This is a genomic window from Fodinibius sp. GM21 (genome assembly GCF_058386955.1).
Genome location: NZ_JBYEIQ010000006.1, coordinates 135,541 through 156,468, shown reverse-complemented (window position 1 = coordinate 156,468; position 20,928 = coordinate 135,541). Strand labels below are relative to the sequence as shown.

At 42.6% G+C, this 20,928-nt stretch carries 23 protein-coding genes; 7 read left to right on the top strand and 16 right to left on the bottom strand.

What is annotated here, in order from left to right:
* Positions 1–76: 76 nt before the first annotated feature.
* Positions 77–937 carry a DUF2806 domain-containing protein gene (locus tag ACT3IB_RS14540; protein ID WP_491539754.1) on the bottom strand — a complete coding sequence of 287 codons (861 nt, stop codon included), beginning with the start codon at positions 935–937 and terminating at the stop codon, positions 77–79.
* Positions 938–1,438: 501 nt separating this feature from the next.
* A complete protein-coding gene (locus ACT3IB_RS14535; protein WP_491539753.1) occupies positions 1,439–1,828 on the bottom strand; it encodes a hypothetical protein in 390 nt (129 codons plus the stop codon).
* 336 nt (positions 1,829–2,164) lie between these two features.
* Here ACT3IB_RS14535 and ACT3IB_RS14530 point away from each other — a divergent pair, with 336 nt between their 5' ends.
* Together ACT3IB_RS14530 and ACT3IB_RS14525 are read left to right on the top strand one after the other, a co-directional pair.
* Positions 2,165–2,860 (top strand): alpha/beta hydrolase, encoded by a 696-nt coding sequence (locus tag ACT3IB_RS14530; RefSeq protein ID WP_491539752.1) that lies wholly within the window; start codon positions 2,165–2,167, stop codon positions 2,858–2,860.
* 101 nt (positions 2,861–2,961) lie between these two features.
* Positions 2,962–3,639, top strand: a complete 678-nt coding sequence (locus ACT3IB_RS14525) for a response regulator transcription factor (RefSeq protein ID WP_491539751.1) — start codon at positions 2,962–2,964, stop codon at positions 3,637–3,639.
* A gap of 88 nt (positions 3,640–3,727) precedes the next feature.
* On the opposite strand, the gene ACT3IB_RS14520 is transcribed toward ACT3IB_RS14525, so the two are convergent.
* On the bottom strand, positions 3,728–4,171 hold the full coding sequence (locus ACT3IB_RS14520; protein WP_491539750.1) for a CBS domain-containing protein: 444 nt from the start codon (positions 4,169–4,171) through the stop codon (positions 3,728–3,730).
* 103 nt (positions 4,172–4,274) lie between these two features.
* Here ACT3IB_RS14520 and ACT3IB_RS14515 point away from each other — a divergent pair, with 103 nt between their 5' ends.
* Positions 4,275–4,952, top strand: coding sequence for a TrmH family RNA methyltransferase (locus ACT3IB_RS14515; RefSeq protein WP_491539749.1), 678 nt, complete (start codon positions 4,275–4,277; stop codon positions 4,950–4,952).
* Positions 4,953–5,037: 85 nt separating this feature from the next.
* Here the strand turns inward: ACT3IB_RS14515 and ACT3IB_RS14510 are convergent, their stop codons facing one another.
* From ACT3IB_RS14510 to ACT3IB_RS14490, 5 genes are all read right to left on the bottom strand, one after another.
* Positions 5,038–6,012, bottom strand: a complete 975-nt coding sequence (locus ACT3IB_RS14510) for a peptidoglycan DD-metalloendopeptidase family protein (RefSeq protein ID WP_491539748.1) — start codon at positions 6,010–6,012, stop codon at positions 5,038–5,040.
* 115 nt (positions 6,013–6,127) lie between these two features.
* Positions 6,128–7,156 carry an HPr(Ser) kinase/phosphatase gene (gene hprK / locus ACT3IB_RS14505; RefSeq protein WP_491539747.1) on the bottom strand — a complete coding sequence of 343 codons (1,029 nt, stop codon included), beginning with the start codon at positions 7,154–7,156 and terminating at the stop codon, positions 6,128–6,130.
* A 5-nt stretch (positions 7,157–7,161) separates the two neighbouring features.
* Positions 7,162–7,461, bottom strand: coding sequence for a ribosome hibernation-promoting factor, HPF/YfiA family (gene hpf / locus ACT3IB_RS14500; RefSeq protein WP_491539746.1), 300 nt, complete (start codon positions 7,459–7,461; stop codon positions 7,162–7,164).
* 23 nt (positions 7,462–7,484) lie between these two features.
* Positions 7,485–8,402: a tyrosine recombinase XerC gene (gene xerC, locus ACT3IB_RS14495; RefSeq protein ID WP_491539745.1), complete on the bottom strand. Its 918-nt coding sequence runs from the start codon at positions 8,400–8,402 to the stop codon at positions 7,485–7,487.
* 74 nt (positions 8,403–8,476) lie between these two features.
* A complete protein-coding gene (locus ACT3IB_RS14490) occupies positions 8,477–9,643 on the bottom strand; it encodes a glycosyltransferase family 2 protein (protein WP_491539744.1) in 1,167 nt (388 codons plus the stop codon).
* Between the two features lie 76 nt (positions 9,644–9,719).
* Here ACT3IB_RS14490 and ACT3IB_RS14485 point away from each other — a divergent pair, with 76 nt between their 5' ends.
* Entirely contained in the window at positions 9,720–10,799 is a 1,080-nt protein-coding gene (locus ACT3IB_RS14485) for a hypothetical protein (protein ID WP_491539743.1), read from the top strand.
* A gap of 124 nt (positions 10,800–10,923) precedes the next feature.
* Here ACT3IB_RS14485 and ACT3IB_RS14480 read toward each other — a convergent pair whose 3' ends face one another.
* Positions 10,924–11,586, bottom strand: coding sequence for a lysophospholipid acyltransferase family protein (locus ACT3IB_RS14480; protein WP_491539742.1), 663 nt, complete (start codon positions 11,584–11,586; stop codon positions 10,924–10,926).
* Between the two features lie 82 nt (positions 11,587–11,668).
* Here ACT3IB_RS14480 and ACT3IB_RS14475 point away from each other — a divergent pair, with 82 nt between their 5' ends.
* Positions 11,669–12,295 (top strand): O-methyltransferase, encoded by a 627-nt coding sequence (locus tag ACT3IB_RS14475; protein ID WP_491539741.1) that lies wholly within the window; start codon positions 11,669–11,671, stop codon positions 12,293–12,295.
* A gap of 56 nt (positions 12,296–12,351) precedes the next feature.
* Here ACT3IB_RS14475 and ACT3IB_RS14470 read toward each other — a convergent pair whose 3' ends face one another.
* Both ACT3IB_RS14470 and ACT3IB_RS14465 read right to left on the bottom strand, forming a co-directional pair.
* Positions 12,352–12,789 (bottom strand): FKBP-type peptidyl-prolyl cis-trans isomerase, encoded by a 438-nt coding sequence (locus ACT3IB_RS14470; protein ID WP_491539740.1) that lies wholly within the window; start codon positions 12,787–12,789, stop codon positions 12,352–12,354.
* A gap of 77 nt (positions 12,790–12,866) precedes the next feature.
* Positions 12,867–13,046, bottom strand: coding sequence for a DUF2914 domain-containing protein (locus ACT3IB_RS14465; RefSeq protein ID WP_491539739.1), 180 nt, complete (start codon positions 13,044–13,046; stop codon positions 12,867–12,869).
* A gap of 606 nt (positions 13,047–13,652) precedes the next feature.
* Between ACT3IB_RS14465 and ACT3IB_RS14460 the strand changes: the two genes are divergently transcribed.
* Complete coding sequence (locus tag ACT3IB_RS14460; protein ID WP_491539738.1) at positions 13,653–14,060, top strand: CoA-binding protein; 408 nt, start codon at positions 13,653–13,655, stop codon at positions 14,058–14,060.
* On the opposite strand, the gene ACT3IB_RS14455 is transcribed toward ACT3IB_RS14460, so the two are convergent.
* Complete coding sequence (locus ACT3IB_RS14455; RefSeq protein ID WP_491539737.1) at positions 14,057–14,770, bottom strand: DUF5673 domain-containing protein; 714 nt, start codon at positions 14,768–14,770, stop codon at positions 14,057–14,059. The two genes, ACT3IB_RS14460 and ACT3IB_RS14455, sit on opposite strands and share 4 nt — an antisense overlap.
* An 82-nt stretch (positions 14,771–14,852) precedes the next feature.
* Here ACT3IB_RS14455 and ACT3IB_RS14450 point away from each other — a divergent pair, with 82 nt between their 5' ends.
* Positions 14,853–15,194 carry a gamma-butyrobetaine hydroxylase-like domain-containing protein gene (locus tag ACT3IB_RS14450; protein WP_491539736.1) on the top strand — a complete coding sequence of 114 codons (342 nt, stop codon included), beginning with the start codon at positions 14,853–14,855 and terminating at the stop codon, positions 15,192–15,194.
* A gap of 22 nt (positions 15,195–15,216) precedes the next feature.
* Here ACT3IB_RS14450 and ACT3IB_RS14445 read toward each other — a convergent pair whose 3' ends face one another.
* The 4 genes from ACT3IB_RS14445 to ACT3IB_RS14430 form a co-directional block, all read right to left on the bottom strand.
* Positions 15,217–17,535, bottom strand: a complete 2,319-nt coding sequence (locus ACT3IB_RS14445; RefSeq protein WP_491539735.1) for a M20/M25/M40 family metallo-hydrolase — start codon at positions 17,533–17,535, stop codon at positions 15,217–15,219.
* Positions 17,532–18,638, bottom strand: coding sequence for an aromatic ring-hydroxylating oxygenase subunit alpha (locus tag ACT3IB_RS14440; RefSeq protein ID WP_491539734.1), 1,107 nt, complete (start codon positions 18,636–18,638; stop codon positions 17,532–17,534). The genes ACT3IB_RS14445 and ACT3IB_RS14440 overlap by 4 nt, the downstream gene beginning before the upstream one ends.
* 2 nt (positions 18,639–18,640) lie before the next feature.
* A complete protein-coding gene (locus ACT3IB_RS14435) occupies positions 18,641–19,345 on the bottom strand; it encodes an SDR family oxidoreductase (RefSeq protein WP_491539733.1) in 705 nt (234 codons plus the stop codon).
* A gap of 112 nt (positions 19,346–19,457) precedes the next feature.
* Positions 19,458–20,879, bottom strand: a complete 1,422-nt coding sequence (locus tag ACT3IB_RS14430; protein ID WP_491539732.1) for a pyridoxal phosphate-dependent decarboxylase family protein — start codon at positions 20,877–20,879, stop codon at positions 19,458–19,460.
* Between the last annotated feature and the right edge of the window lie 49 nt (positions 20,880–20,928).

The window sequence follows — 20,928 nt, the reverse complement described above, 5'->3', positions numbered from 1 at the left end:
GGCGGGGATCCAGTGGCGGATATACCGCCAATGTACGTCATTTTTGGGTAGGAGTAATCTAAAGGCGGGTTAGGCGTTAAAAGTCTGCAGCTTTTGAAGAAATATTTAAACCATCTTTTTTCCATTCTTCAAAAACATATTCAAGAAACCCTTCTACCGGATTTGGTTTACAAATTGGAGCAAGTTCTTCGCCTACTTTAGTAAGTAGAACCTTACCTAAACTCAGCTTATTCTCAGATTCATCAGGAAATTCTATATATACTGGATTATCATAATATTTAATCATTATTCTTTTATCGTACCCAGATCTGAAATATCCCATTGATTCGAAAGAAACTAACCCAATATCATTCAAATGTAGAAGATTGCTGAAAGTAATACCTTTATTTTTATAAATCTCGTCTTGTTCATTTAAAATTATGGGAGTTAGGCCACCTATATTCCAGTTAAAACAACATAACTTTTCGAAAAGTAATGCATCTTGCTTGTCGAGAGACGATAAAAAGTTTACTGTTCGTTTTGAATAGTTGTTCGGATTATTAGCTTCACCGGCTAGTACTTTAGCCCATAATTCCTGCATTTCATCATCTGAAATCAATCTACACTTATCGAAAAAGTTTACTATCCAATCATTTTCAATTTTAGATGGATCTGAGTCTTCATCCAAATTTGGTATCGCCTTAGAAGATATATTCTCAATATTTGCTTGTTTTTGGGCTTCTTCAGCTATAAATCTTTGAACAGCTCTTTGTTCTAATTCTGATATCTCTAAATCTGCTTTTGCTTTTATTTTCTTAGCTTCGGCTTCAGCCTCGGCAACTCTTTTAATTTGATGGGGGCGAAAATATCCACCAACAGCTTCAGATATTTTCTCTATCAAAACAGTTGCTGGTTTTGAAATATCGCCCAAATCAATAAGTGAATTTCCATCTCCCATAATGTTGAATTGTTTTTAACGCCTAACGATTGGCGCATAACCTGCGCCGAGATTATTGACGATTTATAAATGACAAAATTTGAACCGTAAAAGCAAAACCGGAAACAATGGGCGAGCGGCGTCCGCGTTAATGCGCGGGTTAGTTTGGGGCGAAAAGTGTGGAGCCAGCAATAGGTTTGATAAAAAAGAAGGAAGAAACACAGCGGACGCAAAATGATTTAGCCCCGACCGGCCAGGACAGAATGTGAAACGGGATTTTCGGAAAGGGAAACCACGATGAGGCAGATTGAATTGTGGAAAAGGCAACCAAGAAGCGGCTGAAAAATGGCTATTTTTACAGCCGAAACAGTCTTTTGACAAACCGTGAAGGCCGGCGGGCAAACTAACGACATGGCGCATAAGCGGCGCACGGATTTTCGTTGAAATAGCAACTAACGAAAGAAGAGACATAAAACCAAGAGGGGCAACCAATAGGCGAGGTGCGTCCCCTTAATGCGCGGGTTAGGTGGCTGGCTCGAAATAAGTTTTAACTTCTTCATTTCTGAAATAAAACCATACTGAAGGATATAACATGAGTCGTACTGCAATACTGAGTATGCTAATAAGACTGAGTGATTTATTTGTTTCTTCTAAGAAAAAAGTGCTTGTAATATCTGCGAGAGCTCCCGCGAATAAAAGTATTGAAACAACAATTACTGTTTCCTTAACTCTTGGCCATTGTTTTATCACTCCAATTCCTGTATAGATAAAAAGAGGAATTGCGACTATCCCAATAACCAGATAAGAAGGAACAGTAATAGTGTAATACAAAATCCCAATTGCAGACAGGATGAAAAAAGCGCTTAAAAAATAAACTCCTAAGGGAGTACCATTTTGATCAGTAAAATTCATAGCATTGATTATTTGTTAAAGCCACCTAACCTAAGCTTATACATATGAATTTATCAATATAGCGGGTACACATAATATTGCAAATGCTCCAATAAAGAATTCCAAGGTGGTTATTCAACGTATTATGTGTATACGTTTTTCCCATCCCCATACACATAACATGTACACATAATATATTTTATCTGTAAAGTATTGTGTGCGATTCGTTTGTGTTATATTGAATTTCAGGTGTCGATATGAGGATAGGAGTTGTCCACATGTTGATTGGGTAGATAAGCTGTGATCAAATTTGTACACTTCCCAATTGTTAATCACTTACAGAATTCACTACAGAAAATGAGCAATATTCTAAAAATAGGACAAACTACGTTTAATATTCAGGTTCCGTACAAGCTGATCGAAACTGGGGAACCGTCCCAAGAAAAGCCGTTGATTGTTTATCTGCATGGATTCAATCAGAATATGGAGCAGTTCGAAAAGCTGGTTAAGCCGATGCTTGGTTTGAAGGCTTATCACTTATTTGTGCAGGGGCCGTATCCCATTTATGATCGAAGCCGAAAAAAGAAAGTTAAGGACTGGGGACGTTCCTGGTATCTGTACGACGGGGAACAGGAGCAATTTATAAAATCGCTGAAATCGGCTTCTGATTTTTTGGAACAGTTGATTGACGACATATCACAGCATGTGTCAACAAGTCGAATGGCTGTGTTGGGATATTCGATGGGCGGATACCTGGCGGGATATTTTGCGCTGTCACGACCAAAGCTTGTGGATGAGTTGATAGTGATTGGGGCACGTATTAAAACTGAGGTGTTTAAAGAACGAGAGAGCAGTTATGAAGGTATGAATGTACTGGCAGTGCATGGGTCGGCGGATCAAAGTGTGAAAAGTGAGCCCCAGCAGAAAAGTTGTAAACAGTTATCCGAATGGGGGGCAGATGTGACTTTCAAAGAGATAGACTGTTCACATAAATTGGATAATTTCTATCTGCAAGAAACCCAAAAATGGCTTAAATCCTTAGACTATAAATAAATATAGAATTTGAGATATAAACTTAGCATGTTTACAATCAGTTGGTTATAATCCATCAAGATTAACGTGTTTGAAATAGGGAAACGGAGATATTTACTATCATGAATGTACTTGTCATTGAAGATGATCCTTCGGTACGTACGCTGGTAAAGGCGGTATTAGAAAAAAATGAATATAACGTTGATATTGCCGAAACAGCGGAAAGTGGCGAAGAACATGCCGTCGAGAACTCGTACGATATTATTATTCTTGATCTTGGACTCCCTGACGGCGATGGCTTTGACTTAGCCAAGGATGTGCGGGATCAGGAGATCACAACACCTATTTTAGTGCTTTCTGCCGAGCAGGAAACAGATGTTAAAATTAAATGTCTGCGTGCCGGCGTTGATGATTATTTGACCAAGCCGTTTAACACCGAAGAGCTGCTGGCTCGAATTGAGGCGATAAGCCGGCGCAGTGGAGAAGTAAATGGTGATCGAACGCTCGAATGCGGAGAGCTTAAGGTGGATATGCTGGAGCGCGAGTTTTGGGTGAACGATACCAAGGTGGATTTGACCAATAATGAGTATAATCTTCTGGTATATTTGCTAAAGCGGAAAAACAATATTGTTACGCAGGAAGAGATTGCCGAAAATGTCTGGGATATCCATTTCGATACACAGACCAACTATATCAATGTGTACATCAGTTATCTGCGGAAGAAAATTCGCAACCACTCCGATGAGGAGTATATCGATACGGTTCGTAAGAAAGGATTTATTATCCGCTGCGAAGATTAACAGCTTTTAGATATTCAATTACCTAAAAACCCTTGCAAGAACATATTCCTTGCAAGGGTTTTTTATGTAAGAGCTAATTTCACGGATGTTATCCCGGGTATCTCGCTTCACCCTGTATGTATTGACGCATATTTTTGATTTCAAACTTTTGCTTTGAGATGATAGACTTAACCAAATCCCCAATGGAAACGACCCCCGTAACGGTATCATCACTCATCACAGGCAGGTGGCGTATTTTTTTGTCCGTCATGATCGACATGCAGGCCTCCACGGATTCTTCGGGTGTTACGCAGAAAACATCCTCCGTCATAATTTCGTGAACGTTCGTACTTTTTGAAGAACGTCCCTTTAAAATGACTTTGCTTCGGTAATCGCGCTCGCTTATAATCCCTTTCAACTGTTGATCTTCCAATACGATAAGCGCTCCAATATCGTGCTTATCCATCTTGCTAATAGCCTGATAAACAGTTTCATTGGGAGCGATAGAATAGACTTTGGTTCCCTTGTTTTTTAAGATATCCCGCACAAGCATAAGACCTCCATTTTTTATGTAAGAAAAAAGAACAACTCAAAAGTATTATAACATTTCTGAGGATTAAAAACAGACCCCCCTTATTTTATTTATGGATAACACTTTGAAATCAAAATTAATAAAGTATTTACGGCAATTTGCAACCGAGGATCGCTGGCAGCGCATTAATGAGGTTCTTGACAAACGTACTCGCTATATATCGGTTATTCTTGAGGACATTTATCAGCCGCATAATGCCAGTGCGGTACTGCGCAGCTGCGATTGTTTTGGGATTCAGGATGTGCATATTATTGAAAACAAAAATGAGTTTGACCCCAACCAGGGAGTCACCATAGGAGCTGATCAATGGATCTCGTTGCAGTCCTATAATCAGCCGGGTAAAAATAATACGGAGCATTGTTACCGGCAGTTAAAAGAGAGCGGGTACCAGATCATTGCCACTACACCGCACGAAAATGATGTCACCATTGATGAAGTTTCGCTTGATCAAAAAACCGCGCTGGTTTTTGGGGCTGAGCTTACCGGTCTGTCGGATTATGCTCTGGACCATGCCGACGGCTATGCCAAAATACCTATGGTCGGGTTTAGTGAAAGCTTTAACATTTCGGTTAGTGCGGCACTCTGCCTGTATGAGCTGAGTACCCGGTTGAGAAAAAGCAGGGACGATTGGGCTTTGGCAAAATCCGAAAAACTGGAGTTACAGTTTGATTGGCTTAAAAAATCTGTAAGAGCTCCCGAAAAATTGATTCAGCGATACATGGAAGAACAGAAACAGTCATAGGTTTAGTTGCAAATGCATCCAAATCAAAAAGGCTGCCTTATAAGCAGCCTTTTGTAACTAATATCTTCTTTGCTTGATGTTATTCTTAATCCATAGACCGGTGATTATTCTCAACAATCTCCTTATACATCATATATTCTTCGGGAGTAGTATCGGCGAATAAGAAGTTAAGCGGATCAACGGGATTGCTGCTTCGTCGTACTTCGTAATGCAGGTGGGGACCTTCAACCATGCCCGATTGACCGGTAAAGCCGATCAGATCACCGCGTTTAACCTTGGTGCCGGGCTTTATACCCTTGGCAAAAGAGGAGAGGTGAGCGTAATAACTTTCATAGCCGTACTCATGGTCGATGATTAGCAGTCGACCGTAAGTGCCTTTTAGGCCCGCATACTTAACTACTCCATCGCCCGTGGCAAAAATTTCGCTGCCTACATTCGCTCTGAAATCAAGCCCCTCATGCTGACGTTCATAACCCAACACCGGGTGATAGCGCATTCCGAATCCACTGAGGATAATACCTTCAGTTGGTTTGATAGCGGGAATATGTTTCATTTTTTCCCGGTTACTGTTGTAGTAACTTTTAATTTCGTTAAAGCTTACCTGCTGAATATTGATGCTTCGTTCAAGGCTTTCAAGATTTTCAGCGGTCCATTTCAGAATTTCGGCAGTCTCTTGGCTGTAAACATCAAATTCGGAATACACATCAGCACCACCGGCACCGGCCTGACGCTCATCATAAGGTATTTTGTCCATTCCCAATACCGATCGATACATTTCATTATCAGCTTTGGCCAGCTGATCTACCTCTTGGTCCAAATCTTTAATTTTGGTCTTTGTTTGCTCAAGCTGATCGATAAGCTCCTGGTTTTCAGCTTTCAGGGCAATTTCTGCCGGAGTGCCAACAGAAAATGAGAGGATAGAAATACCAATGCCCGAAAGTACAACACCGCACAATATCCAGATACAAGCCGTATAGACAATACGTTCTAAACTGTTGTATTCGACGGGCACGAACTCGCAGCTCTGCTCGTCGTAGTAGTAATAGTTTTTTAAAGCCATAGATGAAATGTTATATCATACTGATCTATAAGCAAGAGAGACTAAAAAGCCGTTTGTTACAAACGATCTAAAAGTAGTGATACCTGATAAAATATCAAAAGGGGAATACACGCCGTTACTCGATATCCCCCTCAAAATATTCGATGGCTCTGCGTGGCATGGCATCGGGGTCTGTCTTGTTGGCAATATGTGATTTTACCTTGTCCTGAAATGCTTCTGCAGCATCATAGCCATAATGACGCAGAAGGTAATTCATGGCGATTACTTCGGCAATAACCGTGATATTTTTACCGGGGGTGATAGGCAGGTTAATAAGTGGGATATCAACTCCGAGGATGGAGGTGGTGTCGCGATTTAAACCTGTGCGTTCAATGTCTTTGGATTCATCCCAGAGCGACAGTTCGAGCACTACCTCAAGTCGTTTTTGATAACGAATAGCTCGAACTCCGAACATGGACATGATATCGATGATACCCAGACCGCGTATCTCCATAAAATGCTTGTTCATTTCGGTGGCCGAGGTCATCAATACATTGTTCTTCTTGGTAAGAATCACCACATCATCGGCGACCAGGCGATGACCTCGTTCAACCAGATCAAGGGCGACCTCGCTTTTACCGATGCCTGATTTTCCGGCAATCAGTATCCCAATGCCGTAAACATCAACCATAGAACCGTGAACCATGGTTTGCAGGGCAAATTGGTCTTCCAGGAAATCACGGGTCAAATGCATAAAGTGCGTGGTTTCCAGGGAAGTGCCATATACAGGAATGTCAGCCTCTTCGGCAATCTCAAACAGGTAGTCGGGCAAAACATTGTCATGAGTCAAGATTAGAACAGGAATATCAAACTGAGTAAGATTTTTAAAGGCTTCAACCTGTTCTTCCTTGGACAAATTTTTTAAATAGTTTGTCTCGGTATTACCGATAATTTGTATTCGCTGATGGGTGAAAAGTTTCACAAATCCGGCCAACGCCAGCCCGGGACGGTGTAAATCCGCCTCGGTAACATGGCGCTGATCGGCCTTACTTTCGGCAACAAAGTTTTGCAGATCTATTTGAACGCGTTCCTGGAGGCGTTCAATAAGATAAGATACAGCGATCTTTTCTTTTTTAGGTATGGATTCGTGGTCACCGAAAGGCATAGTAATTACCGCTTGTGTAGGGTTTTCTGTTTATACTTTTTGAGCTGACGAGTTACGTTTTCGATAACCATATTGATGGCCTGTTCATACGAGGAGGCCTGCTCTTTTGCATTAATTAATTTTTGGGGAACCTTGACATTCAGTTCAGCCTGTTGCGGATTTTCATCATCGGGGACAGGCTGCAGAACGATATCACAGGTTAAAATTCGATCATAAAACTGGTCTAATTTCTGTACCGCATCTTCGGCATAGTCATGGAGTTCTGTGCTTGCATCAAAATGTCTTGCGGTGAACGTAGTTTTCATAAAAATTACCTCCTAAATTAGCTTTAGTTTTTTGCTCGTGGATGAGCGGTTTCATAAACGTTTTTCAGTCGTTCAACTGAAGTATGTGTATAAACTTGTGTTGCGGCCAAATTAGCGTGGCCTAATAATTCCTTTATAACTCTGATATCGGCACCCTGATCAAGCAGGTGCGTGGCAAAACTGTGTCGCAATACGTGCGGACTTTTTTGTGTCACTTCGCTGGCACGCTGCAGATAGTCTTTTACAATGCGCTGTACCGCACGAGGGTATAGGCGTTGACCGCTCGCTGCGATAAACACAGCCTCCCGGGCATCCGCATCGGTTCGTTCTCCGTAGAGCTGTGACTTTGTTTCAAGATGTTTTTTTAATGCGTTACCGGCTTGTTTGCCAAAGGGTACAATACGTTGCTTGGCGCCCTTACCCAATACTTTAATTTGGTTGAGACTAAAATTAACGTCTTCTTCGTTGAGGTTTACCAACTCACTCAAGCGAATCCCCGTTCCATATAGTAATTCTAAAATGGCTCTGTTCTGCGATGATGTCGGGGTGTTCCCTTCGGCCAAATCCATCATTCTGTTTAAATCTTCAGCGTTGGCCGTCTTAGGCAACGGTTTATCTTTTTTGGGTACAATAAGCAAATGCGCCGGATTTTGTTCAACAATGCCTCGCTTAAAGCAGTACTTGTAAAAAGAACGAACGGCAGCCACTTTTCTTGCAATGGTACTTTTGGCCAGACCGCGCTCAGAGAGGTGTCCTAACCATAAACGAATCGTAAGTCGTTCGATTTTAGTAATGTCGACACTGTCTTCGGGTACATCAAAGTAGGTGGCGCAATATTCAAGAAATTGGGACAGGTCATTTTTATATGAAGTGATGGTGTGCTCCGAGGCATTTCGCTCGACCTTCAAATAGCGTAGATATTTGTCAATGGATTTCTTCATCTACTCGCAATATGGATACTTTGGAGGTAAAAATAAACAGCTATTACCTGAGATTGAAGAGTCTGATCAGAGAATCAGATATTACGATCTTTCCACTGTGCCGACTCTCCATTGAAGTAATCGGAGAGCACTTGAATTCCAAGCATCTGATACCAGCCAACTCCCAGTGGATGCAGTAAGCCGTATCGGAATTTCCATCCAAACCATCTGTCAACCGTAAAGCGTTGCAGATACATTAGAAAAATAGCAGCAAGAGCCAGGATAATAAGCTTTGTCGATCCCCATAAAAGTAAGAATGGCAAGCTTAGAATAGGAATAACAAAAGTGATAATATGCAGTAGCCCCATCCCTACAAACAAAATGGAATTATGATCAAAGCCGGCAAAAAAGTTTTTACGGAATCCCTGCCACAGTTCTTCTTTCGAATCATACATGCGACAACTTATGGCATTCTTCCCGTGATACATCTTCATGCGAAATCCGCGCCGCTTAATGTTTTTTGCCAATTCCACATCCTCGACAACTTCCATTTTTACGGATTGGTGACCGCCGATAGCCTCATACGCTTTCTTCTTAAAGGCCATAAATTGTCCGTTCGCTGCTGCAAAAAGCGGTCCCATTTTGTGTCTGAAAAACCCGGGAAGCCATTTTGGTGGTTGATAGACATAGCGGGTGGGCAGTAGGGTGAGCAAAGCAAAGTAGACGAGCGGTATTACGGTCTTCTCCCAAAATGTGCCGAACTTTTGCTGTGGCCACAAGGAAATAAAATCGACGACGTCACTGCCCATTGTGCGAACAACTTTGGACGTTGCCTCGGCCTCCAGCCAGGTATCGGCATCAATAAAAATGAGGATATCGCCAAGTGCCTGCTCCGAAAGTTGGTGACAGGCCCACGATTTGCCCAGCCAGTCGTCCGGCTTTGGCCGGCCGCTTATTACCGTTAACAATTCAGGATATTGCTGAGTTAGCGAACCTAAAATTTCAGAAGTTCCGTCGGTAGATCCATCATCAAGAACCAGGACATGGTGATTGGGAAATTGCTGGTCGATGGCGGAACGAACGCACCGCTCAATAGAGTTTGCCTCATTGCGGGCGGGAATACAGATGGTTACCCTCGGGGCCTGCTCGTCGAAATAGTTGCGTGGGGTCGGAGGTAAAGGCGAAAAATCCTGTTTGTTAAGAAACAAAATACCGCCCGTAATTAGCAGGTATCCCAACGCTATGTAGAGTAAAATCATCATCACTAAAAGGTAGCAGTGTCAGCCCTAAGATCAAACAGCTTGCAGCTGAGCATTTAAACTATTTAATTGGCAGTTCATGAAAATATTATCTGATTTTTCGAAAGACATACGTCAGCCCCGACACACATCCGGTGGCTACCAATGGTGGTATTTCGATGGGATTTCTTCGGATGATCGATTTAGTTTTGTAGTAATTCTTTATGAGGGCAATCCTTTTTCCACTCGCTATAATGGGGCCCTTTTGAAGCGTAAAAACCCTTCTCCCGTCGAATACCCGGCAATCAGCATCTCCATATACGATCAAGAAAACCCAATCTACTATAGTTTTACAGAATTTGACAAAGAGGAGTGCTACTTCGACGAAGAAAAGCCACACGTTAAAATCGGTGACCATAAAATGAAGGGGGAGTTTAAGGATGGGCAGTTGCAGTATGAGTTACAGCTTGACGAAGAACTCCCCAATGGAGATCAACTGAACGGGAGCATAACGTTCAAGAGTGAGGTCAATAGTCAACTTTTTACTGACCCTGATAAAACCTCCATGGGACACACCTGGAACTTGGTGCAGCCGGGGGCAGATATTTCTGCAGAATTGTATCTCGACATTAAAGGGAAGGAGAGGTCGGTCAAATTTAAGGGACAGGGGTATCATGATCAGAATACTGGAAATGAGCCCATGAGAAATGAGTTTGACGACTGGTACTGGGGGCGTTTCCATTTTGATTATGCTACACTGGTATACTATGTGATGAATAGAAAGAATGAGCAACAGCACCGGGCTTGGTTGATCAACAATCAGAATACAGAAGTATTGAAAACCTTTGAAGAGGTTCAGCTAGCTGACGAGGGACTCACGTTATTTGGATTAAAAACGGCTCGAAAATTAGGATTTCGTTCCGGTGACGTCGAAATCCGCGTGCAGCAGTCGCAGTTGCTCGACAACGGACCGTTTTATCAGCGCTATATAAGTGACGCTTTTTTGAGGATTCCTGACCAGCAGGTAGTTGAGTCAACAAAAGGGATTACCGAGTTTATTCGTCCCGATCGCATTTACAGTAAACTATTTTGGCCGTTTGTCAATATGCGTATTTGGTTTAAGCCGGAGGGATCGCACTGGGTCCAGCGTTCAAAGCGACTTTATCGGTGGACGTGGTGATTAGTTTATTCCAGATCCCCGGAGTCTTCAAAAACACTTGGGGACTAAGTAAAAGCACTGTTAAAAAAGATAATGAGTCATGCTGAACTTGTTTCAGTATCTAAACTCGTAGAGCTATTTATAACTACAAAAAATGCTCAAACTCACTATCGTCAAAGCCTGCTGTTTGACGTAATTCATTAAGCATTTGATCAAGCACTTCTTCAAAGTGAGTTGTTTTCTCATCTTTTGTCAAATTATAATCCAAACGAACCGGATCTCCTACATACAGATGCAGCTCCGGCTTGCTACGGCGAATCGTATGCATATAAATCCCGATGGGGACAAAATCGACATTATCCAGCTTGTCGTGCAGCCAGGCCAGTCCGCGCTCAAAGTCCATGGAGCTGCCGGCTGGCGTAATGGTACCTTCAGGATAAATGAAGAGGCTGGCATGGGGACGATTAAATGATTCTACGGCATAACGTAGTGAAGTAACAGCGCTTCGCGGATCATCTCTGTTAATAGAAAAAGCACCTATTTTTCGGAAAAGGGAATAGGTTCTCATCTGTTTATCTTCCATAATGGCGCGGGCCTGCTGACGAAATCGGTATTCGTTGAGCATCAGCGGAATTAACCCATCCCACCAAGAGTGATGGTTAAGGAAATAGACGGTTTTACACTCTGAACAGGGCTCGTATTCTTGTTTAAGCCATACCGTTTTGAATCTCCATTTGAATAGGAGTTTGGTATAGAGCCGAAACATTTTGATAAAAACCGGTGATTCCTTTGCGGGAATAAAATCCACAGCGAAAATATTTGTTGAGTGTTAATGACCTGAATATCTTTAGCCTGCTATAGAGTTTCCAGTATTAAAAAAAGTATTTGCTATGGACCAACAGGCGATTGAAAGATATGCTGAAAATCACACCACGGACCATTCAGAACTGATAAAAGAATTGATACGTGTTTCGGATAAGAATCTTGAGCATATTGATATGCTTAGCGGGAGGCTAGTTGGGCGATTGCTGAGTTTACTAATAAAAATATCCGGTGCCAAGCGGGTCCTTGAGGTCGGGACCTTTGCAGGATATTCAGCGTTGACTATGGCCGAAGCATTACCTGAAGATGGAGAACTGTTTACCTGTGAATACAACCGGCGCTATGAGAATATCGCCCGCAGTTTTTTTGAAAAGAGTGAAGTGGGATCCCAAGTGACGCTACTGATGGGCAAAGCTCTGGAAACCATTCCAACTATTTCCGGCAGCTTTGATTTTGTGTTTCTGGATGCAGATAAGCTAAACTATCCCAGGTATTATGAATTGATTTTACCACGACTTGAACAGGGAGGGATCATGGTGGTCGACAATGTATTCTGGAGTGGAGAGGTATTAGATTCCGAATCTGAAAAAGGTCGTGCTATTGACGAGCTGAATACTATGATCCGGGACGATGATTCCGTGGAACAGGTGATGCTTCCGGTGCGCGATGGAGTTACCGTTTTGCGTAAAAAATAAAAGCCCGAATCCGAATAAACGGATTCAGGCTCTAAATTTAGCAGAGCTTTCTAAAATCAGTCAACGATTTCAATAAGCTCAATGTCAAATGTTAAGTCTTTACCAGCCAGTGGATGGTTGGCATCGAGCTTAACTAAATCGTCTTCAACAGCGGTAATCTGAACGGGAATAGCCTGTCCATTTTCTTGCTGTTGCATCTGCAGCTGCATACCAACCTCCGGTTCGATATTGTCGGGGAGATCAGATTTTGCTACTTCCAGCTCCAGGTCTTCTCGTCGCTGACCATAAGCGTCACCGGATTCAATTTCTACGGTGGTTTCGTCGCCTTCTTTCATGCCGACGACCGCTTTTTCAAAACCGGGAATCAACTTTCCTTCTCCCAGTGTAAACTCCAAAGGTTCGCGATCTTCAGAACTGTCAAATACAGTTCCTTCTTCTGTTAATGTTCCTGTGTAGTGCACTTTTACGGTGTCACCGTCTTTAACTTTAGACAAAATACTTTCGGTTTGTTTCTAATTGTCGTGAATGTCTTTGAATATAAGGGTTTTTAGCGAGAATTGAGACCCTATTATTATCGAAACCTTAGGGTTGTTAACCGCGATTTATCAAAGCTGGAATCGGGTATAATGGTAAAATCTAACTTACCCAAAACCAGTCCTTCTTTTGTTGTTACATTTACTCCCCACTTTCCGGGCCGGTACATTTTCTTTAAATGTATATCCCTGAATCTGCCTCTGTGGCCTCCTATCACCTCTTAGCTGATATTGTCCGAAGTGCGCCATTCTTCCAGGGATCGAATATAATGTTGCCATTGATGTTGGACTGACTTCGATAAATCGGTTGGGGGAAAATGGAAGGATAAACAAAAACGGTATCACCGGGAGCATAGTCAAAGGTTTTGTCATAGGTCTCCCAAACGTTAAAAAGGGCAGATTGTTCGTAGGATACCGTAAAATATTATCCTGCTTCTCTACATTGTGTGCCTTAATCTAGTTTTGCAGAAATAGGGGAACAGGCCGAATTAAGTTGAAATAATAGAAGACATTAATAGTCGCATAAATATCTACAATAATTAACATGATTTTTAAAGTGAGATATCGCTGCGTGTTGAGGGACTTTAAATGTAAATGAATTTGATAAAAGTCAGTAACAGCAGAAGACTGATTAATCCTGATAGAGTTAACAGCAAGGTATTCATGACACCAAAAATATTTGGCTGCAGAAATCACTGACTGCAACTGATTTTTTATGAAAATTGAGGACAAAATATGGTATAATGATTTTATGAGGCATGAGCTGAAAATTGAATATAGCGTACTATTTGACATAACCATTACGAACGAAAGGAGATAACGCGATGAAGGATCTACTTGAGAGTTTGAAATCTGTGGCAATAATAGGCTGTTCAGCAAACAAGTACCGAACCAGTTATCATATTGCTAATTATTTGAAGGAAAATGGAATCCGTATCTTCCCGATCAATCCCAATTATGATGAAGTATTGGGGGTTAAATGTCTTGCTAGCCTTGATGAAATTCCCGAAAACATAACTATTGATGTGGTGGATATTTTCAGGGATTCCGAATATACGGCCGATATGGTTCGTCAGATTATTGAGTGGGCACAAAAAACAGGACAAAAGCCGGTAATATGGACTCAACTGAACGTTTCTTCTGATGAAGCGAAGGCTTTGGCTGAAGATGCCGGATTTACGTACATAGAAAATGAATGCATGATGGTACAGCACGAAAGAGTTACGGCTTAGAATTCCTCTTCGGCTTGCTCCATCATTTCCTTTCGATCCTGATGATACTTCTTCAGTTTTTTTGCAAGCAGTCGTTCAATTTGAAGTTCATCTTCCGGGGGAATATAGGTGGTAAAATCGGTAAGCTTATTGTCAGTAGTATAGTACTCGATGAGCAATACACTTTCTGATTCCCACCGGTAGGCAACAACTTGTTTCCAGCTCACGCACTGATCTAAAATGAGGATACCCTTGTCTCTGAATTCCGGGACTATTTTAACAGTGAGTCCCCAGAAGCCGAATCCCAGAAGCGACAATCCCGAGGTGATCCCAATGCCGGAATAGGGTCCCAGCTGCAACAAACCGGTGCGGTAGATGCCGAAAATGATGATCAGTATCGCGATAATATTGGGAGCAGCGTCGGTCCAAAAAGATCGATACACATATTCGGTTTTACTAACTGCTTGTTTCAGGGAAATCATTTTAAAGCCAAAGCCGGAAAAGAAACCGCCGGCCAGACAGTATAAAAACATGGTAAAATGAGCGGCAAGATCTTGGGATATAAGGTCGAACCATTGACCTGCGGAGATGAGGGTAAGAAGTATCATTGCGGCGACAAAGCCATTTAAGACTCTGCGCTGATTTAGATGCTGCAGGCGAAGTATGCGGCGATATCCCATCCAAAACGAAAGCAAAAATGCTACTGCCAACAAGCTGACTATGAGATACATGGAGCGTTTATTATCAATTAAAACTGTTGGAATCCATGGCGCGAACGCCTTACCTTTCGATCTAATATAATAAAAGATGACTATGCAAAGCGATATTTTACCTACTGGAATTGAAGTTTCTAACAGCGATCAGATTTTGGAAATTGATTGGTCCGATGGCCATCATTCGGAGTATTCCTTGTTTGGTCTTCGTAAAAACTGTCCCTGTGTAATGTGCCGCGGCGGACATGGAAATATGAATACCTTTGACCGATCGCTTTTTTTTGTTGAGCCGACACAGCGTTTTGAGATCGAGGATATCAAGCAAATTGGCAATCATGCCATAAAGATATTCTGGAACGATGGCCATAACAATGGCATGTATCAGTGGGAGACCCTGCGGGATATGTGTCCCTGTAAAAAATGTTATCCCGAACAGGAGTAAATAGCGATTATCTGGCTATTACTCACTTCTTCGGAAGCAGGTCTTCAAGATTTAGCTTCGTTTGCCAAATGGTGGCATCAGAGCTTAATACCGAGTAGGGGACCGGAATCATATGGTCCGGGCGGGCTTGAAAATTCTCGATCAACTTGGTGGGCAGACCAGGATCAACAAATGTGAAGTCCAATGAAGGAGCACGCTCTGAATCGTGATAGCTTACATTTATTTCAAAGGCATTGGAAAAATCGTTGAAATAATATAAGTACCGACCCATATCTTGATTATCAAAAATTGGTTTACCTTCAATACCCACTTCAGTGACTGTTGACGATGGGTTCCAGTTCATCTTCATGACAATTCCTCTCCCCGCATTCATTTTCAAGGTAATATGCCGTTGAGAATCAGAACTGCTGTCACTCAAAATCTCAAACTTTGGTCGAGGGATTCCCTGCGAACTTGCTTTTTGATATAACATATTACTCCGAAATGGTAGCGAAATATCGGTTGGTGTACCTTTGCTGTAATCATCCGATAAAAACTGCCCTGTCCAGGAATCAGGAGCTGGATCACGGCTGACCCAATAAGCTGTATTGGAATCTATATTCTGAACAAAGTTAATACTGTTTTGCTTTTTGTGATTTTGGTCGAAATCGGAAGTTATAGAAGCAGCAAGCAAGCAGATCAGAGATAAAGCCAGCATTCCGCCACTCCATTTGTATTGATTTTTATTAATTATAGACCATACCAGGGGCCAGCTTAATCCAGAAAGTAATTGGAGTACAACCATGCTTACCGCCAGCATTTCGGTAGTAAGCATGATTTGTACCAGCCTGATATACGGCGAAATGATAAAAAGTCCCCAAAAGAACGCTATAGCCAAAACAGCAGTGTATTTCCAGGAATATGTAGTACGATCAAGTTCGTCTCCTAAGGTTATCCATCCTGCTAGGCCCATCAGTGCCGGCCAGGTAAAGATATAGGCGGCTGTGGGCAGATACCAGGCCGTTACGAGCGAAAGGATGATCCATATGGTAAATGGACCACTGATTAATTGTTGGAGGGATAATTTGTTTTGGAACCAGCTGTATATACCGATAAAAAGTCCAACATTTAACAGCGTAAAGCCCCAAAAGTACGAGGCATGGTTGTACACTTCGTCCTGAATAATCCACTGATATTGTGGGTGAAGCGCCTTGAGGCCTTGCCAGCCAAAATAAGTGATTAGTGCTCCAATAGAAATAGTTATCACGAATAGTAATAGGCTGCCAAGATATCTTCCGATGGTAATCTGCTTCGTACGGAATAGATAAATCAGCAATGCAATAAATAGCAGGGCGGTAACGAAGGCTAAAGGAAATGACCAGCCCGACGGATAGTATAGCAGTCCGCCGGTAACATTATTAAAATAAACAAATTCGGTCTCGCTTTGTTGATCGAAACTTATATTCCCAAAATGCCTGACATTGCCCAGAAGGTTGCTACCGTGATGCTGTACCGAGGACAGCGATAGGTTCTCAGGGGTATCCAGCATGGTATGGTAATGCAGAAAATCTTCAGTAAAGGCGAAGTTGAGCCCGTTAAGTCCCGCCCGTTTTGTTACTGACATATCGGTATCGTTTGGCAACAGTTTATACACGGTGTACATCAGCGAATTAGCTACAGGGTAGGGAGTAGCACGGGCAAAATGGGGAATAAGGTGGCCGTTATTTTCGCTGGTTTCAAACATTAGGGAGGGACCGCTGGATCCACGTGATTCAAAATTGAGTACAAGGTCGATTTCTCCCAACTCTTCAAATTCCTCCACAAAAAGTTCAGCACCTAACAGGCCGCGCTCCTCACCGTCTGTAAAAAGAACCCACACGTTGTTTTGCAAGGGTTTTTCTTGTGATTTGATAGCTCGGAGTGATTCCAGAATAGTTGCTACCCCTGAGGCATCATCACCGGCACCAAGGGTGTTGGGTTTTGAATCATAATGGGCCATCAGCAGAATAGTGCGCTGAGGATTAGTGCCTTCCATTTTAGCAATAATATTATTTGTGTTGCCCACCAGTCCACGATCAAAACTGGAGCCAATGCCGATACCTGATTGCACTGTTGGTTCTAATCCCAGTTTCCGAAGCTCATCCATAATATAGCTTCGGGCACTGTCATTGGCGAAGGTACCGAGCGGACGAGGAGTCTGCGCCAGAGCTTCTATGTGCTCAAAAGCGCGTTCAGCAGAAAACTCGGTTGAAGGAGTAGATTCAGGTTGGGGCGCGGGCGGCTGAATAATATAAGAGCTGAGCCATACTGCAAAAATGGTAACAGTGAATAACGTTACCTGATGAAATTTAGTTGATTTCATGTTTGGTCACTATAGTTATCTAAGTAGTTGGCAAATTCTCTTTTAAGGATCGTCTGGAAGTGATAAACGCCTTTTTCCCGCTCTACTGAAAATCGCCCCTTGTCATAAGCATCCGATTGCAAGCCCTTTTGGACCAGCTCACAAATTTCAATGTCTTCATCCTGAATCTTATCACTATATTCGATATCGTCACGAATCATATTTTCGTCATCGGGATTTGCATAGTAATATTTAAAAATGACTTCGGTTCGAGTAGGAGATACCGGGCGAATAATATTTGTCTGCAAGCGGCCCGGTAAGATATTCAGCATGATATTTGGGAAAATGAAGTAGTAATAGGCCTTTCCATCACTGGCTTTATAAATATTATCCCCGTTTTGAAATGGACTGTGTTGCAGGGAATACCATTCATTGGTATCCGTCTTATACTCTCCATAGTCGAGCAGTTTTGCCAATTCGGGATGCACGATAGGGATATGATATCCCTCTAAATAATTATCAACATAGACTTTCCAATTGCAGTCTATTTGGTAAGACTGCTTTTCTACAAATTGAAACTCTGACAGATCAATGGGGGCAATAGTCTCGGATATTCCCTCAAGAACTTCGGAAAGGGCAGGGCCTTCATCGTTGAGCGAAACAAACCGAAAACCCTCCCAGCAACCGTGATTTACCGGTTCAAGCCCAAAGTCTTTTTTGTTGAAGAGTTCCACTTTTTTAAAGTGAGGGACACCCCGTAACGACCCATCAAGCAGGTAAGTCCATCCATGGTACTGGCACTGTAAAACAGAAGTAGTGCCTTTTTTTACGGCTACCGGTCCGCCGCGATGTTTGCATACATTGTAAAAAGCGTTGATGGTTTGCTCATCCGCACGAACCAGCATGAGCGGATTTCCCGCCACTTCCAGCATGTAGCTGTCACCTGTTTCAGGTAGTTCATTTTTGTGACAGGCCAGCTGCCAGAATTTGGAAAACAGAACCTCTTTTTCAAATGCAAAGATGGCATCCGAATAATACCAGTCCGAAGGAATGGTTTCGGCCTTTGCAATTGGATGCTGTTTTAGATCCGCTGAATGAATGTCTGGAAAGTGACGGAATTCCATGTTTATTGGGGATTGGTAGCCCAGACGCTGGTCTCGGTAATAAAACCGCGATCATGGAGTGACAACATATTACAGATCGCTTTGGCAATGTCACCGGCAACAAGTTTGGTGGGATTGAAATCGCGTCCCCCGCGTCCTGCCTTGTCAAAGAATTCGGTCTGTACCTCACTTGGATTGATCTGCATTACGCGAATATTATGGGGACGCAGTTCTGCTCTCCAACATTCAGTCATGCCACTTAAGGCAAATTTGCTGGCGCAGTAAGCCGTACCACCTTCAAAACCGCGTTTGCCGGCCGACGAAGAAACGTTAATGATATTTCCGTAATCCTGATCAATAAAATGCTTGGCACATTCTCGACCCACCATCATGGCACCTACCGTATTTACCTGCAAAACGCTTTTTAGCGCTTTTTCAGAAAGGTCCCTGAGCTTGGAAAACTGTCCGTATCCCGCGTTATTGACCAACACATTAAAACCGTCAAGTTCCTCAATTGTTTGTTCTACCAGCCCAATAACCTGATCCTCTTCTCGCACATCACACTGCACGGGAATAGCCCCAATTTCCTCTGCCGTGGCTTCGAGTTTATCCTTGCCCCGGGCGGCAATAACAGCTTTACCACCGACTTCAATGATTGCCTTTGCGGTTGCTTTGCCAATACCTGAGCTTCCGCCCGTTACCAATGCTTTGATATCAGATAATTCCATTTTGCACTTATTTTTTGGATTAAAACCTTAATTATGTAGGTATAATATTTACAGCAAATGATCGATATACAAATCTTACTTGCATGAGCTGTTTTATAGAATGTAAAATTTCTTAAGATATTAAGCTGTTGGCTGTTTTTTTGATAAGCTTCCAAGCCGCATCTACATGACGTTGTTTAAGATTGGTATTCCCCAGTACGATGCGGATCGTATATTTTCCATCCAGCTTGGTGTGAGTTAAAAATATTTTACCGCTTTCCTGTATTTGATTCAGAAGCTGCTCGTTAAGTTCATTGAGCTTTTTCTCGTCATCAATATAGTTAGGATGAAATCGAAAGCAGATGGTATTCAGTGGTACGGGAGCAAGTAACTCAAAATGATCATGTGTTTCTATCTCTTGTTTCAGCTGTTGACCGAACTGTATATGCTCGTGAATTTTTTCTTGTAGTCCTTCGATACCATAACTGCGCATTACAAACCACAGTTTGAGCGCTCGGAATCGTCGTCCCAGCGGAATGCCCCAGTCCCGATAGTTTTTGACCCGCTCATCTTCAGGCGTTTTTAGATACTCCGGCATGATTTCAAATGTACGCACCAGCAGTGCCTCATCCTGAACATAAAAAGCTGAGCAGTCAAAGTTTGTAAACATCCACTTGTGAGGGTTGAAAACAAACGAATCGGCATGCTCAATACCTTCATTCATCCACCGAAGTTCAGGTAATAACAGGGCGGTGCCGGCGTAGGCGGCATCTACATGCAGAAAGATTTCATACTTAGAGCAGATTTGACCAATCTCTTTAAGCGGGTCAATAGCAGTAGAACCGGTGGTGCCTATGGTCGCCATCACGGCCGCAGGCTTACATCCTTTTTCAAGATCTTTTCGTATGGCTTCTTCAAGTGCTTCCGGATCCATGGCATATGCTTCATCAACCGGTATCTTCCGAATATTTTGTCGCCCGAATCCGGCAATTTTCACATCTTTTTCAATTGATGAATGCGTCTCTGATGAGCAATAGATGGTATATGTTTCATTGCTTGGAAATCCCGACTCGTTGACCTCGAAGCCGGTAATTTGTTCGCGGGCCATCAGTAGGGCGCAAAGGGTGGAAGTAGAAGCTGTGCTTTGGATGACTCCCGTAAACGGTTCGGGCAATCCAATAGCTTTGCGCAGCCATTCCATCACTTGTTCTTCAAGTTCAGTAGCTGCGGGAGAGGTCAGCCAGCTCATGCATTGGGCGCCAAGAGTGGCGGTTAGCATTTCTGCCAGCACAGAGGGATAGCTCTTGTTGGCCGGAAAGTATCCCATAAAGTTGGGACTTTCCCAGTGTGTAATCCCGGGGATAATGGTATGTTTAAAATCATCGAACATAGCTTCGAATGATTCTCCCTGAGTAGGTGCTTCATCCGGAAGCTGTTTTAAAATATCACCGGGCTGTATATCTGGCTTTACAGGATAGTCTTCGACCTCTTCAAAATAATCGGCCATCCAGTCGACGAGCTGGTGGGCGTGCTCACGGAATTTCTTATTGTCCATTGTATTGATTAGTTGATCTGCCAATATTTACTTTTGTGATAGATAACAA